14 protein-coding genes are annotated in these 14,338 nt (G+C 47.1%); all 14 read right to left on the minus strand.

Annotation, left to right across the window (positions count from 1 at the left end; genetic code table 11):
* Positions 1–3: 3 nt before the first annotated feature.
* The 14 genes from KP77_RS13070 to KP77_RS13135 all read right to left on the minus strand — a co-directional run bounded on the left by KP77_RS13070 (position 4) and on the right by KP77_RS13135 (position 14,333).
* Positions 4–975, minus strand: coding sequence for a gluconeogenesis factor YvcK family protein (locus tag KP77_RS13070; RefSeq protein WP_041123173.1), 972 nt, complete (start codon positions 973–975; stop codon positions 4–6).
* A complete protein-coding gene (gene rapZ, locus KP77_RS13075; RefSeq protein ID WP_041123174.1) occupies positions 972–1,856 on the minus strand; it encodes an RNase adapter RapZ in 885 nt (294 codons plus the stop codon). The genes KP77_RS13070 and rapZ overlap by 4 nt, the downstream gene beginning before the upstream one ends.
* A 14-nt stretch (positions 1,857–1,870) precedes the next feature.
* On the minus strand, positions 1,871–2,329 hold the full coding sequence (locus tag KP77_RS13080) for an NUDIX hydrolase (RefSeq protein WP_041123175.1): 459 nt from the start codon (positions 2,327–2,329) through the stop codon (positions 1,871–1,873).
* 532 nt (positions 2,330–2,861) lie between these two features.
* The gene (gene trxB / locus KP77_RS13085) at positions 2,862–3,812 is read right to left on the minus strand and encodes a thioredoxin-disulfide reductase (protein WP_041123176.1); all 951 of its coding nucleotides are present in this window, start codon (positions 3,810–3,812) and stop codon (positions 2,862–2,864) included.
* Between the two features lie 85 nt (positions 3,813–3,897).
* A complete protein-coding gene (locus KP77_RS13090) occupies positions 3,898–5,346 on the minus strand; it encodes a tetratricopeptide repeat protein (RefSeq protein ID WP_041123177.1) in 1,449 nt (482 codons plus the stop codon).
* 508 nt (positions 5,347–5,854) lie between these two features.
* Positions 5,855–6,481, minus strand: a complete 627-nt coding sequence (gene hisIE, locus KP77_RS13095; protein WP_041123178.1) for a bifunctional phosphoribosyl-AMP cyclohydrolase/phosphoribosyl-ATP diphosphatase HisIE — start codon at positions 6,479–6,481, stop codon at positions 5,855–5,857.
* Complete coding sequence (gene hisF, locus KP77_RS13100) at positions 6,478–7,236, minus strand: imidazole glycerol phosphate synthase subunit HisF (RefSeq protein WP_041123179.1); 759 nt, start codon at positions 7,234–7,236, stop codon at positions 6,478–6,480. The genes hisIE and hisF overlap by 4 nt, the downstream gene beginning before the upstream one ends.
* The gene (hisA, locus tag KP77_RS13105; protein ID WP_041123180.1) at positions 7,236–7,964 is read right to left on the minus strand and encodes a 1-(5-phosphoribosyl)-5-[(5-phosphoribosylamino)methylideneamino]imidazole-4-carboxamide isomerase; all 729 of its coding nucleotides are present in this window, start codon (positions 7,962–7,964) and stop codon (positions 7,236–7,238) included. Before hisA ends, hisF begins: the two co-directional genes overlap by 1 nt.
* A complete protein-coding gene (gene hisH / locus KP77_RS13110) occupies positions 7,961–8,596 on the minus strand; it encodes an imidazole glycerol phosphate synthase subunit HisH (protein ID WP_041123181.1) in 636 nt (211 codons plus the stop codon). Before hisH ends, hisA begins: the two co-directional genes overlap by 4 nt.
* On the minus strand, positions 8,597–9,187 hold the full coding sequence (hisB, locus tag KP77_RS13115; protein ID WP_041123182.1) for an imidazoleglycerol-phosphate dehydratase HisB: 591 nt from the start codon (positions 9,185–9,187) through the stop codon (positions 8,597–8,599). It lies immediately after the preceding gene.
* A gap of 480 nt (positions 9,188–9,667) precedes the next feature.
* The gene (gene hisD / locus KP77_RS13120; protein WP_041123183.1) at positions 9,668–10,936 is read right to left on the minus strand and encodes a histidinol dehydrogenase; all 1,269 of its coding nucleotides are present in this window, start codon (positions 10,934–10,936) and stop codon (positions 9,668–9,670) included.
* 202 nt (positions 10,937–11,138) lie between these two features.
* Entirely contained in the window at positions 11,139–11,765 is a 627-nt protein-coding gene (gene hisG, locus KP77_RS13125; protein ID WP_041123184.1) for an ATP phosphoribosyltransferase, read from the minus strand.
* A complete protein-coding gene (locus tag KP77_RS13130; protein WP_041123185.1) occupies positions 11,762–12,940 on the minus strand; it encodes an ATP phosphoribosyltransferase regulatory subunit in 1,179 nt (392 codons plus the stop codon). The genes hisG and KP77_RS13130 overlap by 4 nt, the downstream gene beginning before the upstream one ends.
* A 613-nt stretch (positions 12,941–13,553) precedes the next feature.
* A complete protein-coding gene (locus tag KP77_RS13135) occupies positions 13,554–14,333 on the minus strand; it encodes a SurA N-terminal domain-containing protein (protein WP_041123186.1) in 780 nt (259 codons plus the stop codon).
* Between the last annotated feature and the right edge of the window lie 5 nt (positions 14,334–14,338).

Here is a 14,338-nt window from a genome sequence, read left to right on the forward strand (position 1 = left end):
TAACTACGCGAGCTGGCCTTTTGATTCAGCCATTAAGCGGACAACAATTTCTGCGACCCGGTCTGTATCATGACGGATCAGCCCGTCGCGATTAATGATTATTTTATCATAAACCACCTGAAGTCCGAGCCCTTTTAATCGATCTACATCAAATTTTACGGGTTCCGCCATTTCCTTATCATAAAGTGAGCGGATTTCAGCCGGTACATCTTCATTATTAACAAGTACATAATCCATAAATCTTGACCCCATATGCTGATAGATGGCTTCTACGTGCTGTGAGGCAGTGTAGTTCATCGTCTCACCAGCCTGGGTCATCAGGTTGCATATATACACTTTTGGCGCGCTGCTTTTCAATACTGCCTGTCCAATCTGTTTGACAAGCAGGTTTGGCAGAATACTTGTGTAAAGTGAGCCTGGTCCAATAATAATCATATCAGCTTCCTCAATCGCTTCTACAGCTGCCGGCAGTGCTTTGACATGCTTCGGCGATAAAAAGACACGATTGATTTTCTTGCCGCTGTATGGAATTTTAGACTCACCCTTAATGATCGATCCGTCTTCCATTTCGGCAGACAGGACAATGCTCTGATTGGCAGACGGCAGAACGCGCCCTCTGACATTCAGCACTTTACTCATTTCCTCAACGCCATGCGCGAAGTCTCCGGTGATCGATGTCATCGCTGCGATAATTAAGTTCCCCAGCGAATGACCGTCCAATTCATTTTTCCCTGCGAATCTGTACTGGAACATTTCTTCAACGAGCGGTTCGACATCAGATAATGCTGCAATGACATTTCTAATGTCACCCGGAGGCGGAATTTTCAGGTCATCCCTGATTCTTCCCGAACTGCCTCCATCATCTGCCACTGTTACAATTGCCGTCAGATCGAGCGGGTGCTGCTTCAGCCCCCGCAGCAGAACAGACAGGCCTGTTCCGCCTCCGATCACGACTACTTTTCCCTGCCTGGTCATGTCTTAGGCAGTCCCTGCTTTTTATGAATATCACGGTGTGTGATCTGAGTGTGATAATCCTTAGCAAATGCACGCGCAATTTCTTCAGTCAGCGCAACAGAACGGTGCTGACCGCCTGTACAGCCGATCGCAATCACAAGCTGACTCTTACCTTCACGTTTGTAATGCGGAAGCATAAATTGCAGCAGATCAATTGTTTTCTCCAGAAACTTTTTCGTCTCTGTCCATTTCATCACATACTCAGAAACTTCTTCATCCAGGCCTGTCTGGGGTCTCATATGGTCAATATAGTGGGGATTCGGCAGGAATCTCACATCAAAAACCAGGTCAGCATCAATCGGCAAACCATGTTTGAATCCAAATGACATTACATTGACGGTAAATAATGACTGCTTATTCACTGAAAACTCCTGAAGAATTTTCTCACGCAGTTCTCTTGGTTTTAAATTAGACGTATTATAAATCGTTTGTGCGCGTCCTTTCAGATCTGCAAGCAGCACCCGCTCCTGCTTAATTCCTTCCATTGGCAAACCGGCAGGCGCCAGCGGATGCGAGCGGCGCGTCTCTTTATAGCGTCGGACGAGCGCCTGATCCTCTGCATCTAAAAACAGAATGCGCGGCTTCAGCATTTCTTCTTTATCAAACTGATCGAGTGCCTGAAAAAGTGAATCAAAAAATTCACGGCCTCGTAAATCCATTACAACTGCCACCCGGTTCATCTTATCCCCGGATTCTTTCATGAGTTCAAGAAATTTCGGCAGCAGCGTCGGAGGCAGGTTATCCACACAGAAGAAACCGAGATCTTCAAAACTTTGGATCGCTACCGTTTTACCTGCTCCGGACATTCCAGTAATAATCACTAATTCCATATCTGTTGACATCACGACACTCCCTCTCAGCTAGGATCCAGACGATAAGATAAAAGCTCAAAATCTTTTGTATAAGTGAATGTTCCATAGATAACACCCTGACCATGAACCACATATTCAAGAATGTGGCGGTCACCCTCAGCCATATCGAGGGACTGAATCGCTTCAACCGGCTGCCACTCAAGAATTCCTTCAGGCGACTCTTCAAGCATCAAACCGTCACCTTCTGTCGCAAGAAACGTGAACATCATCCACTCAGAGACGACGTCATTACCATCTTTTATAATAAACGTGAAAATACCCTTAATTTCAGGGTTCTTTACATAAATACCTGTTTCTTCTCGGTACTCTCTAATCACGGCATCACGGACTGATTCACCCGGCTCCATCTTACCGCCCGGCGCAACCCACCAGTCTCTTCTCGGTTTTTGTAGAAGAAGCGCCTGATTATCTTTTATATAGACACAATTCGTTATTCTCTGCATATCATCACCTGCTCATTTTTGCTCATTCATTACATTATACATGCTTTCAAAGTCACTCACAATTAAGCCGTATTGATTCCTTCTCTATCTTTATGCAAATCTCCTCTTCTATATGAGGACAAAAAAAGGGCACGGACCTGTTTGAAGTCCGTGCCAAAATATATACTTAAAGGGGGTCAATTACTTATGGTTTTACTATACCCACTTATTGTTGCACTATGGTTACAGTTTGGTAACGATTAGATAAAGAATTATTAATCTAACATGCTTTGTTTAAGCTAATTGGTGCTGTCCACTTCAGAGGATTGTTTTCCAGAGTCATCTCTGCAGCGAAGATCAACAGATGTATTGGAATTCAGATGCTTTCAAAATTAGTTTAAAGATAAAAAAGCTGGTCATTGGAGTGGAGGGCGGAGACTCCCGCCCAGGAAGGGACAGGTGAGACCCCGCAGAGCGAAGCTCGAGGAGGCTCACCGCCCGGGGGCAGGAAACGCAGCCCTCCACGGAAATGATCAGCGGTTCTTATCTACAATTAAGACTGCACCTTCAACGACTCAGCAAGCTCTTCCACATAGTGCTGGATTGCCTGTGATGCCACACTGCCATCACCCGTTGCCGTTACAATCTGGCGAAGCGTCTTATCGCGCACATCACCTGCAGCAAAAATACCAGGCACGTTCGTACGCATCAGCTCATCCGTCTCAATATAGCCTTCATCATTTAGAATTCCAAGACCTTCAAACGGCTTCGTCAGCGGCACCATTCCGATATAGATGAATGCCCCGTCAGCTGCGAAGTCTGTTTCTGATCCGTCTTCAGTAGAGACAAGCGTCACAGAACCGACTTTACCGTCTTTTTCATTGATTTCCTTCACTGTTGAGTTCCAGATGAAATCAATTTTGTCATTGTCGAATGCACGCTGCTGAAGAATCTTCTGCGCGCGCAGTTCGTCTCTGCGGTGAACGATCGTTACTTTGTTGGCGAAACGTGTCAGGTAGACACCTTCTTCAACAGCAGAGTCACCGCCGCCTACAACAACAAGGTCTTTGTTCTTGAAGAATGCGCCGTCACATACTGCACAGTAAGATACACCGCGGCCGCCAAGTTCTTTTTCACCAGGTACGCCAAGCTTTTTGTATTCTGCACCAGTCGTTATGAGTACAGCACGTGCTTTATATTCTTTTGATCCGGCTTTGATTGTTTTATAATCTTTGCCGTCTTCAATACTTTTCACATCACCATACGCATATTCAGCACCGAATTTCTTCGCGTGATCGAACATTTTATTAGAAAGATCCGGTCCGAGAATATGGTCAAATCCAGGATAGTTTTCAACGTCCTCTGTATTTGCCATCTGTCCGCCCGGTACACCGCGCTCAAGCATCAGTGTAGATAGGTTTGCTCTTGAAGTATATACAGCAGCTGTCATCCCTGCAGGACCTGCGCCAATAATAATTACATCATAAATTTTTTCTTCAGTCATGAAATGACACTCCTTTTAGATGAGTTCATAGGTTTATATCATCATTAATCGTAATCCAAGTGTGAATAATCGTCCAATCATCTGCTTATGGAAGGTAACACTCAATTTCCCGCTTATATCTTGCCAGCGTTCCGGGTGCTACGCCATATTTAGCAGCGATATCTTTTTGCGTCAGCTTAGACCCTCTCACTTTTCTCCACAAGTACTCCACCGCAGCTGCGAGTCCTTCAATATTAGTAAAAGGATACCCGTTTACCGAGCCATGATAAACAATATGGAACCACATGTAAAACAGCCCCTGATGAGATGCCTCATTCAGTTCAAAATGCTTCAGCAGTTCACCTGCTACGCTGTGAGCCCTGCTGATTGGTGTATCCTGGGGCTCATCAGATTGCAGCATCATATAATAATCCATTTCAATCTGCGTAAAATAGTCAGGAGGAGGTTCTTTTAAAAACCGGTCTGACTCCTGAATATCCTTGAACAGGATAAACATCCGCTCTTCCGGATAAAATGTCTTCAGCTTTTCATCATTACGGGTGGTCGCACGGTTCCATGGCTCCTGGCCTTTCTTTTCAGGCTGCTCTTCAATGACACGCTTCCACGCATCCTCTGCCGCTTTCTTATGACCTGTCTGCCATGCAGAATGCGACAGCCAGTAATAGAATCCACTGTCACCTTCAAACCCTCTTTTCAACAGGCTTTTAAGCCACGCATACGCCTGGTCGTGCTGACCGAGCAAAGCAAATGTCGCACCGAGCTTAAAACGGTGTTCAATCAGAAACGGCCGCACTGTTTCTAGTGCTTTCGTCAGTTCTTTTAGCTCCTGATCGCGACCTTCATAATGATAAAACACGGCCAGGTTGCACAGTGCATGAAGATTCCCCGGGTTTTTGTTCAGCACTTCAGTCAAAATTGCTGAAGCCTGTTCTGTATCCCCCTGGTAGAAGTAGGCAAGAGCCAGGTTATTGTAAGCAGACCAGTAATCCGGAAAACGTTCCACAACGCCTTCGAGTACTTCGATCGCCTCATTGAACTTCCCATCAGCAAGCAGCTTTCCCGCTTTCTCCTGATGAACAATCAGCTCATCCTGCTCAAAACCTTCGTCAAAACCATCTTCATCCTCAAACTCAAGCAAATCCAGTAAATCCTCAGCATCCTCAGAGAATTCACCTTCAGGCTGATCGTCTAAATATTTATTAACATGGCGGTAAGCCTCCTGGAACAAACCAAGATGGGCATAGTTATTCGCCATAAAATAGTGAACCTCTGTCATTGACGGATCGGTTGATTCAAATATACGTTTCAAACGCTCATTCGACTCCTGGAAATGCCCCAGTTCCGTTTCAATCATCGCAATCTGCAGCGCAATCATCGGCTCTTCCGGCTCAAGTTCAGCGGCTTTTCCAAGGTATTTCACAGCTTTCTCGAGCTGGCCCTTCTGATAAATGGCCATTCCCCTTTTATACATACTCTCACCTGTCTGGGTAAATGGCACAAGCTTTCCTTTTTGATGATCCGATCCTTTTTTCATGTATAGCCTCCGTACTGTGTATTAACTAATCAATTTTAGCACGGATTACTGCATGTGGAAAGGGGTTGGTTTTGTCGGATGGTGGCGTGCGTCAGTCGCCTGCAGGCTTACTGCAGCTGCGGAGCGTTTCACTACAACTGCGTGGCGGTTCGCTGCAACAAACCCGGGTGTATCCTACAGCTGCAAGGCAAAACACGACAACCACCAGCCAAAACACTGCAACCAAGCCCGCGGGCAGCACAGCCGCCTTTCATGCACTTAGTACATAGGCTTTAGTTTCTTAAGGGCATCAAGTGGGTGGGGCGCTGCGACCAATTCTCTGCATAAGACCATTAATTGGACTGATACGACCATTGCCGCTTATGATACAACCATAAACCCGGGTGTATCCGACCACTCCTTTGCAAAACAGGACCATTACCAGCAATCATGCGACCATTGAGCCAACGCCCGAGAACAGCACTACACAAAAAACACCCGCTCCAAAAGGAAAACGGGTGCCATCACATTATTTATTATGTCGCTCTTCCAATACATTCATCACATCTGCAAGCGGCAGTCCCTGCTCGCGAAGCAGCACAAGTGTATGATAGAGCAGATCAGCTGTTTCCCACTTCAGCTCTTCTTTATCACGGTTTTTCGCAGCGATAATGACTTCGGCAGATTCTTCTCCGACCTTCTTCAGGATCTTATCAACGCCTTCTTCAAACAGATACGTTGTATAAGCGCCTTCAGGACGTTCCTCGTGACGCTCGGCAATCAGCTTTTCAAGCACTGATAAAATCTGCGTGCCTGCAGTTTTTTCATCTGCTTCGTACACCGTCTCGTTAAAGCATGAACGCTCACCTGTATGGCAGGCTGGACCTGCAGGCTGAACGCGCACAACGAGTGAATCGCCATCACAGTCAAGCTTCATCTCCACGATCTTCTGCGTATTTCCACTTGTTGCCCCTTTATGCCAAAGTTCCTGGCGCGAGCGGCTGTAAAACCAAGTTTCACCTGTTTCAACTGATTTCTTATAAGACGCTTCATTCATATACGCCACCGTCAGTACTTCTCCGGTTGACGCATCCTGCACAACAGCAGGAATTAATCCCTTATCATCAAAGCGAATGTTCCCCTTTTCGATACTCATCTGACATTCACTCCTTCATTTCTTAAATGTGCTTTTACTTCTTTTACACTTGTTTCCTCGTAGTGAAAAATGGATGCAGCAAGCGCAGCATCTGCTTTTCCATCAGTAAAGATCTCCGTGAAATCTTCACTGCCTCCTGCACCGCCTGAAGCAATCACAGGAATATTCACTGCTTCGCTGACTGCTTTTGTCAGCTCTACATTAAAGCCTGACTTTTCTCCGTCACGGTCCATTGACGTGAGCAGGATCTCTCCCGCTCCGAGTGACTCAGCTTCTTTTACCCAGTCAAGTACCAGTCTTTCAGTCGGCTTTCTGCCGCCGTGCGTATAGACGCGCCACGTGCCGGCTTCTTCGTCCCATTTCGCATCAATCGCAACAACGATACACTGGGTGCCGAAGTATTCTGCGCCTTCACGGATCAGTTCCGGACGCAGCACCGCAGCCGTGTTAAGTGACACTTTATCAGCTCCTGCACGGAGAATTCTTTTCATATCTTCAAGTGCATTAATACCGCCGCCTACTGTAAATGGAATCGCAAGTTCAGCTGCGACACCCTGCACGACATCGACCATTGTTTTACGGCCTTCATGTGATGCTGAAATATCTAGAAACACAAGCTCATCTGCTCCCTGCTGATCATACGCGCGGGCAAGCTCAACAGGATCTCCTGCATCTCTCAATTCAACAAACTGAATGCCTTTTACAACGCGGCCTTCTTTTACATCAAGACATGGGATAATCCGTTTTGTCAGCATTACGACGTCTCCTCGATCGCCTGTTTGACAGTAAATTTATTCGTATAGATCGCTTTACCAACAATAGCACCAGTCACACCCATGCCTGATACAGCCTGCAGCGTGCGCAAATCTTCAAGTGAGCTGACACCGCCTGAAGCAATAACTTCAGCACCCGTGCACTCAGCAAGCTCAACGACTGCATCCACATTCGGGCCACTCAGCATGCCGTCAGTTGCGATATCTGTGAAGATAAATGTTTCAGCGCCTGCTTCAGCCAGCTCTTTTCCAAGGTCCACTGCTTTCAATTCAGATGTCTCAATCCAGCCGTGTGTTGCCACGTAGCCGTTTTTCGCATCAAGACCGATCGCAATGCGGTCACCGTATTTCTTCAGCCACTCTTTTACTAAAGAAGGATTCGTGACTGCAAGACTGCCAATGATCACGCGGTCAACCCCCTGATCAAGGTAGTGTACAACGTCTTCCTCTTTGCGGATACCGCCGCCAACCTGAACGCGGGCCGGCAGTTCTTTTACGACGCGCTCAACAAATACATCATTGACGCGCTTCCCGTCTTTGGCTCCATCAAGGTCAACCATGTGAATCCATTCTGCACCCTCATCAACAAATTGCTTTGCCATATCAAACGGTGAATCACCGTAAATCGTTTCCTGCGCATAATCGCCCTGTGTCAGGCGCACACACTTTCCGCCTCTCATATCAATCGCCGGATAGACTGTAAAACTCATACTTCCACCTCCGTATTTTGTACGTACTGCGTATAGTTTTTCAACAGCGCCATGCCGAGGTCACCGCTTTTTTCCGGGTGAAACTGCATGCCGAACACATTCCCTTTACCAACCACTGCCGGCACTTCTTCGTAATAATCAGATGAAGCAATCAGCGCGTCACTTTCTTCACCCGACACATAGTAAGAGTGGACGAAATAGACATGATCCGCTTCCACATCAGCTGTCAGCGGTGAATCCTGGTGAAACTTCAGCTTATTCCAGCCCATATGCGGAACCTTATAGCGCTCACCGTTTGACTCGCCGGAGAACTTTACTGCTTTTCCTTTTAAAAGGCCAAGACCGCTGAACACACCGTTTTCTTCACTTTCATCAAATAACAGCTGCATTCCTAGGCAAATGCCTAAAATCGGCTTGCCTGCATGCGCCTGTTCTTTGATAAAGTCAGACAGATTTGTTTCATCCAGCAGCTTCATTGCGTCGCGAAACGCACCAACACCCGGTAAAATGAGTCCGTCAGTTTTTTCAAGCTGCTCTTTTTTATCACTGATGATATACGGAACGCCAATCCGCTCCAGCGCTTTACTCACGCTGAACAGATTTCCCATTCCATAATCGACAATTCCGATCATTTACAACATCCCTTTCGTTGATGGCACACCTTTAACCCGTGGATCAATCTGAGTCGCTTCGTCAAGCGCACGTCCAAGCGCTTTAAAAACAGCCTCAATCATATGATGCGTATTGAACCCGTAGTGCACATTCACATGCAGATTCATGCGGGCTTCAATTGCAAGCTTCCAGAGAAATTCATGGACCAATTCCACGTCAAAATTGCCGACACGCTCCGCTGGAAATTCTGCATTCATCACTAAATGCGGGCGGTTACTGAGGTCAACTGTCACCTGGGCGAGCGCCTCATCCATTGGAACAAATGCGTTTCCGTAACGCTTGATGCCTTTTTTATCGCCGAGTGCTTCAAGCAGTGCCTGTCCGAGCACGATGCCGATATCTTCTGTTGTATGGTGTCCGTCAATATCCACGTCGCCGCGGCCCTCAACTGTGAGGTCGAAGTGGCCGTGCTTTGTGAAGAGGTCGAGCATATGGGTCATGAATGGGACGTCTGTTTTGATATCACTTTTCCCTTCCCCGTCGATGTTAAGCGCGAGGGCGATGTTTGTTTCGTTGGTTTTTCTTTTTAATGATGCTTTTCGTTCGGTCATGTTGGCCACTCCTTTGTATGTATGGCAGTTATGTTTATTTAATAAGCTGGCTGATGATTGGAGCTACAGGCGGATGCTTTCCGGACGGCGGTCGCTGAGCCTCCTCGCCTTTGGCTGCGGGGTCTCAGCTATCCCGCTAATCGTCCCGGAGTCACCGCCTTCCGCTCCAATCATCAGCTGAGCAGATATACTATATGGTACTTGATAAGAAAACACCTATGAACTAGAATCTAAAATCTTACAAGGAGTCTATCCATCCTTTGATACCCACAACTCTAAGTATTTAAGTTTGTTACTTCTACTAATTCTTTAGTATACAAAAATAATTTAAAAATACCTTATCCAGCTGAGCCTTCGGAGGACGGAGACTCCCGCCCCAGGAAGGGACAGGTGAGACCCCGCAAGCGAAGCTGAGGAGGCTCACCGCCCGGGGGCAGGAAAGCGCAGTCCTCCGAAGGCTCAGCGGTATTCAATAATATATTATTTTCTATATCTCGCTTCAATCGCTCTCGCATGGGCTTCGAGGCCTTCGAGGCGGGCGAATTTTGCTACTTTGCTGCCGTGTTGGTCGAAGGCTGCTTTGCTGTAGGAGATGATGCTCGACTTTTTGACGAAGTCATCGACTGACAGCGGGCTTGAGAACCTGGCAGTGCCGCTTGTCGGCAGGGTATGGTTAGGCCCGGCAAAATAATCTCCGATCGGCTCAGAGCTGTAGCGGCCTACGAAGATCGCGCCTGCGTGACGGATTTTACCGATCAGTTCCATCGCATTTTCCGTCTGCACTTCAAGGTGTTCAGGGGCGATCTGATTGACTGCTTCGACCGCCTCATCAATCGATTCCGCTACATAGATCGCACTGTGCTCTTCAATTGCTACACGTGCCATTTCGTGTCTCGGCAGTTCATTCAGCTGTGCTTCCACTTCTTTTTGAACAGCTTCAGCAAGCGTGCGTGAAGTAGTCACAAGGTTTGCCTGGGACAGTTCACCGTGTTCTGCCTGGGATAACAGATCTGCTGCGACTTCATGTGCAACAGCTGTATCGTCTGCAAGTACCGTCACGTCACTCGGACCTGCGATCATATCAATATCAACAATCCCGAATACTTCCCTTTTTGCTAAGGCAACATAGATATTGCCGGGACCAGTAATTTTATCTACAGGATCAATCGTTTCTGTGCCGTAAGCAAGCGCTGCGACTGCCTGGGCGCCGCCGATTTTATAGATTTCTCTTACACCGGCAAGCCGGGCTGCTGCAAGAACGCCTGCCGGTACTTTACCATCTCTCCCTGGAGGTGTGACCATTACGATCCGCTTCACACCTGCAACCTGAGCCGGAATTGCATTCATCAGAACAGATGAAGGATAGGCCGCTGTTCCACCCGGCACGTATATACCGGCTGCATCAAGCGCTGTTACTTTCTGTCCGAGCAGTGTACCGTTTTCCTCAGTCGTCATCCATGACTGCTGAACCTGCTTTTCATGAAAAGAGCGGATATTATTTGAAGCTTCTTGCAAAATCGCAAGCAGTTCTTCATCGAGCTCCAGTAATGCTGCATCCACTTCATCATCCGTCACTCTTAATGACTCAAGCTTTACACCGTCAAACTGCTCCGTGTAAAAGCGGACGGCTTCGTCACCCTTCTTCTTCACCTGATCAATAATCTCCTGCACACTCTTCCGCTGCGCCTCAGTCCCCTGATCAAGCGACTGACGCGGGATTTTGCCCTCATTTAGAAAACGAATATCCATAAGTTAGCAATTCCTTTCTCATTTTAAATCTGCAAAGTAGGATGTGATCCGCAGCGCTGATCGCAGTGGAAGGCGGCGACTCCGGGACGATTAGAGGGAAGCTGAGACCCCACAGCCGAAGGCGAGGAGGCTCAGCAACCTCCGTCCGGAAAGCGTCCGCCTGGAACGTAGATCAGGCGCCAGCTTGTTAAAATCATACTGATTATCCGTTCACAACCTTCTCAAGCCTGTCCGTCATTTCACTGATCCGGTCATGCATCAGGCGGTAACTCACCGGATTGGCAATCAGCCGTGACGTAATATCCACAATATGCTTGTACTCTACCAGGCCGTTTTCCTTTAACGTACGGCCAGTAGACACGATATCCACAATCCGGTCCGTCAATCCGATAATCGGCGCAATCTCAATCGAACCGTTCAGCTTAATAATCTCAACCTGCTCGCCCTGTTCTCTGAAATAAGACGATGCGACATTCGGATATTTTGTTGCGATCCGTGGGGCCACTTCATTCATTTCCGTATCGGGAAGCCCTGCTACCGCTAAATAGCAGTGGCTGATTTTCAAGTCCAGCAGTTCATATACGTGCCGCTCTTCTTCAAGCATCACGTCTTTACCGGCAATGCCGATATCCGCTACTCCATGCTCCACATAAGTCGGAACGTCCATTGGTTTTGCTAAAATAAAGCGCAGATTCTCTTCCGGCACTTCAATGATCAGCTTTCTCGAATCATCGAATTCAGGCGGCAGATTGTAGCCAGCCTCTTTCAACATGACGACCGCTTCTTCAAATATACGCCCTTTTGGCATGGCAATCGTTAATTCCTTCATGCCTGATCCCCTGCCTTTCCAATAAACGAATACACTTCTTTAAATCCTGCAGTAAAACGATCCAGGTCCGTTACACCTTTTACATCCTGTACAATCACAGGCTGTTGATTTTCTCTGAATTCAGCTGCCTTTGCCGCAGCTTCTTTTCTCCGTTCAGCTGAAAATAAGATGAGCGCCGGCTGAGCCTGCTCCACACTTTTACCGAGTGCTTCCATCAGGTAATCCATTCTAATGCCAAACCCTGTTGCACCCACTTCTGCACCGAATTTCTTCAGCAGGTTGTCATAACGTCCGCCGTTACCAAGCACAAACCCTACGTGATCTGCGTATACTTCAAACAGCACGCCCGTATAATATGACATGTGACTGACGAGTGACACGTCCATTTTCACATAATCCTCAACGCCATAATCCTTTAACACTGACAATAATTCCTCAAGCTCCCGCAATGCACCGCGTCCGCCTTCCCCTTCTAAAAGGGCTTCCGCTTTCGCAATCGATCCGCCATTACCCTGAATATGGAGAACATCAATCAGTCTCTTTTTATCAATAGAAGAAAGCGGCAATGAGTCAACATGTTTTCTGTAGCCTACATAATTCTTTTCATAAAGGTGTTTCCTTAATTTTTCAGCACGTTCTTCTGTACCCACAATCTGCAGGAACAGCTCCTGCAGGAAGCCGACGTGGCCGACTGCAATCGTGAAGTCTTTAAGACCCGAGGCTTTCAGAACTGAAGCCATAAGTGCAATTGTTTCAGCGTCTGCACTAACAGTCGAATCTCCGATCAGCTCAACGCCAATCTGTTCAAATTCAGCCGGTCTCCCACCTTCACGCTGTTGTGCACGGAACAGATTTGCTGCATACGCAAGTCTCAGGGGATTGCGGTCTTTTAACAGCTTTGATGCTGCAACACGTGCAATCGGTGTTGTCATATCAGGGCGCAGGACTAATGTTCTGCCCTGCTGATCAAGCAGTTTGAATAGCTGCTGATCTAAAATGGCTGATGCTTCACCGACTGTTTCGTCGTATTCGAGCGCCGGTGTTTCCATGAATTCATAGCCCCAGTTCATCATTTCGTTTTCAATGTTCATGCGGATTTCTTTTTTCAAGCTATATAAATGAGGAAACGTATCTCTCATTCCGATCGGTTTTTCAAACATAAACAGCTTTGACACCGTCTCCACAACCTTTCATGGTTTGTATATTAGAACCGTTGACCTGCGCTTCAGGCGGAGGCTTTCCGAGCGGCGGTCAACTTTATTTAGTAGAAATAAAACCACAGAGCTCATTCATGTACATTATTATACCCTATCAAGCTTGTGATACTCGAATAATTGACTGAATCCTTTAGTTCGCTAATACGATAATAAAATAAAGATATTGTGTAGTTTACTAGGGATGGTGTGGTTAGTCAAGGGGTGTGTTTCGAAGTGTGTGCGATGGTGGAGATGTTTTTTGTGACCGGTCTGCAGCAGTGGGACCCGCGTGTTTGAATACATCATAATCGTTTTGCGCCGGTCACTCGTAATGCTTTTAAGAAACTAAGGTTTGTTTCCTGAGTGCATGAAGGGCGGCTTCGCTGTGCACGGGCTTTGGTTGCAGTGTTATGGCTGATAGCTGTTGTGTTTTGCTTTGCAGCTGTAGGATACACCCGGGTTTACTGTAGTGAGGCACTAAGCAGTTGTCACGAGACAGTCCGCAGCTGCAGTGACCCCCGCCATGCGCCTCGCTACAGAAGCTCAGACATACTAAAAAAGACACCTCCCTAAGGAGATGCCTCTCATTCATTTAGATCATTGTTTCAATTTCTGATTCTGCTTTAAGCTCTTCAAGGTGAGCCATCAGTAGTTCCTGCTGTTGCTGATCAGTCAGGATTGTAACGATCTGGTCGCGTGTTTCTTCAAGCGGAGGTACTTCCTGTCCAGCTTCTTCTCCCTGGGCAGCTGCTTCGTCATAGTATGTCTGAATTTCTTCGTCAGTCGGCTCTTCCACTGGAGCTACCTGCTCGATATACTTATCGAATTTAATAGAATCAGCCATACGGTCACGGAGTTCAGCTTCTTCCATACCTTGTGCTGTCATGATTTCGTTCAGCGCTTCTTCGCCGCCGTTTTGTTCAGCAAATGTTGCGTATTCTTCATCGATCTCTTCTTCACTTGCTTCAAGTCCAGCTTCTTCTGCTTTTTGAAGAATCAGTGTCTGATTCGTGATCAATTCAATTGTCTGTGTTTTGATCTGTTCTGCTGCTTCTTCAGTCGTAGGGTCCTGACCCATGCGCTGGAAGTTGTTTTGTGCAGATCCAAGTGCTGCATTGTATTCTTCACCCAGAATTTCTTCACCGTTAATTGTCAGAACCACTTCATCTTCAGCAACCTGCTGTTCTTCAAGTGCAGCCTGCATGTCTTCCATTGCCTGCTGTTGTTCTTCTGTTGCCTGCTGCTCTTCAGCAGTTGGTTCTTCTGTACCTTCAGCTTCTGTATTTGCCGCTTCCTCATCATCACTGCATGCCGCTAGCCCTAGTGCCAGTGCACCTGCAGCGAAAGGAAGAAAGATTTTTTTAAAGTTCATTTCGG

Source organism: Jeotgalibacillus alimentarius (assembly GCF_000829445.1).
Classification (GTDB): domain Bacteria; phylum Bacillota; class Bacilli; order Bacillales; family Jeotgalibacillaceae; genus Jeotgalibacillus; species Jeotgalibacillus alimentarius.

Excerpts from the sequence above, each read along its gene's own strand:
- KP77_RS13070 (WP_041123173.1), bottom strand. The coding sequence starts at position 975 with ATGACCAGGCAGGGAAAAGTAGTCGTGATCGGAGGCGGAACAGGCCTG.
- rapZ (WP_041123174.1), bottom strand. The coding sequence starts at position 1,856 with ATGTCAACAGATATGGAATTAGTGATTATTACTGGAATGTCCGGAGCA.
- KP77_RS13080 (WP_041123175.1), bottom strand. The coding sequence starts at position 2,329 with ATGCAGAGAATAACGAATTGTGTCTATATAAAAGATAATCAGGCGCTT.
- trxB (WP_041123176.1), bottom strand. The coding sequence starts at position 3,812 with ATGACTGAAGAAAAAATTTATGATGTAATTATTATTGGCGCAGGTCCT.
- KP77_RS13090 (WP_041123177.1), bottom strand. The coding sequence starts at position 5,346 with ATGAAAAAAGGATCGGATCATCAAAAAGGAAAGCTTGTGCCATTTACC.
- hisIE (WP_041123178.1), bottom strand. The coding sequence starts at position 6,481 with ATGAGTATCGAAAAGGGGAACATTCGCTTTGATGATAAGGGATTAATT.
- hisF (WP_041123179.1), bottom strand. The coding sequence starts at position 7,236 with ATGCTGACAAAACGGATTATCCCATGTCTTGATGTAAAAGAAGGCCGC.
- hisA (WP_041123180.1), bottom strand. The coding sequence starts at position 7,964 with ATGAGTTTTACAGTCTATCCGGCGATTGATATGAGAGGCGGAAAGTGT.
- hisH (WP_041123181.1), bottom strand. The coding sequence starts at position 8,596 with ATGATCGGAATTGTCGATTATGGAATGGGAAATCTGTTCAGCGTGAGT.
- hisB (WP_041123182.1), bottom strand. The coding sequence starts at position 9,187 with ATGACCGAACGAAAAGCATCATTAAAAAGAAAAACCAACGAAACAAAC.
- hisD (WP_041123183.1), bottom strand. The coding sequence starts at position 10,936 with ATGGATATTCGTTTTCTAAATGAGGGCAAAATCCCGCGTCAGTCGCTT.
- hisG (WP_041123184.1), bottom strand. The coding sequence starts at position 11,765 with ATGAAGGAATTAACGATTGCCATGCCAAAAGGGCGTATATTTGAAGAA.
- KP77_RS13135 (WP_041123186.1), bottom strand. The coding sequence starts at position 14,333 with ATGAACTTTAAAAAAATCTTTCTTCCTTTCGCTGCAGGTGCACTGGCA.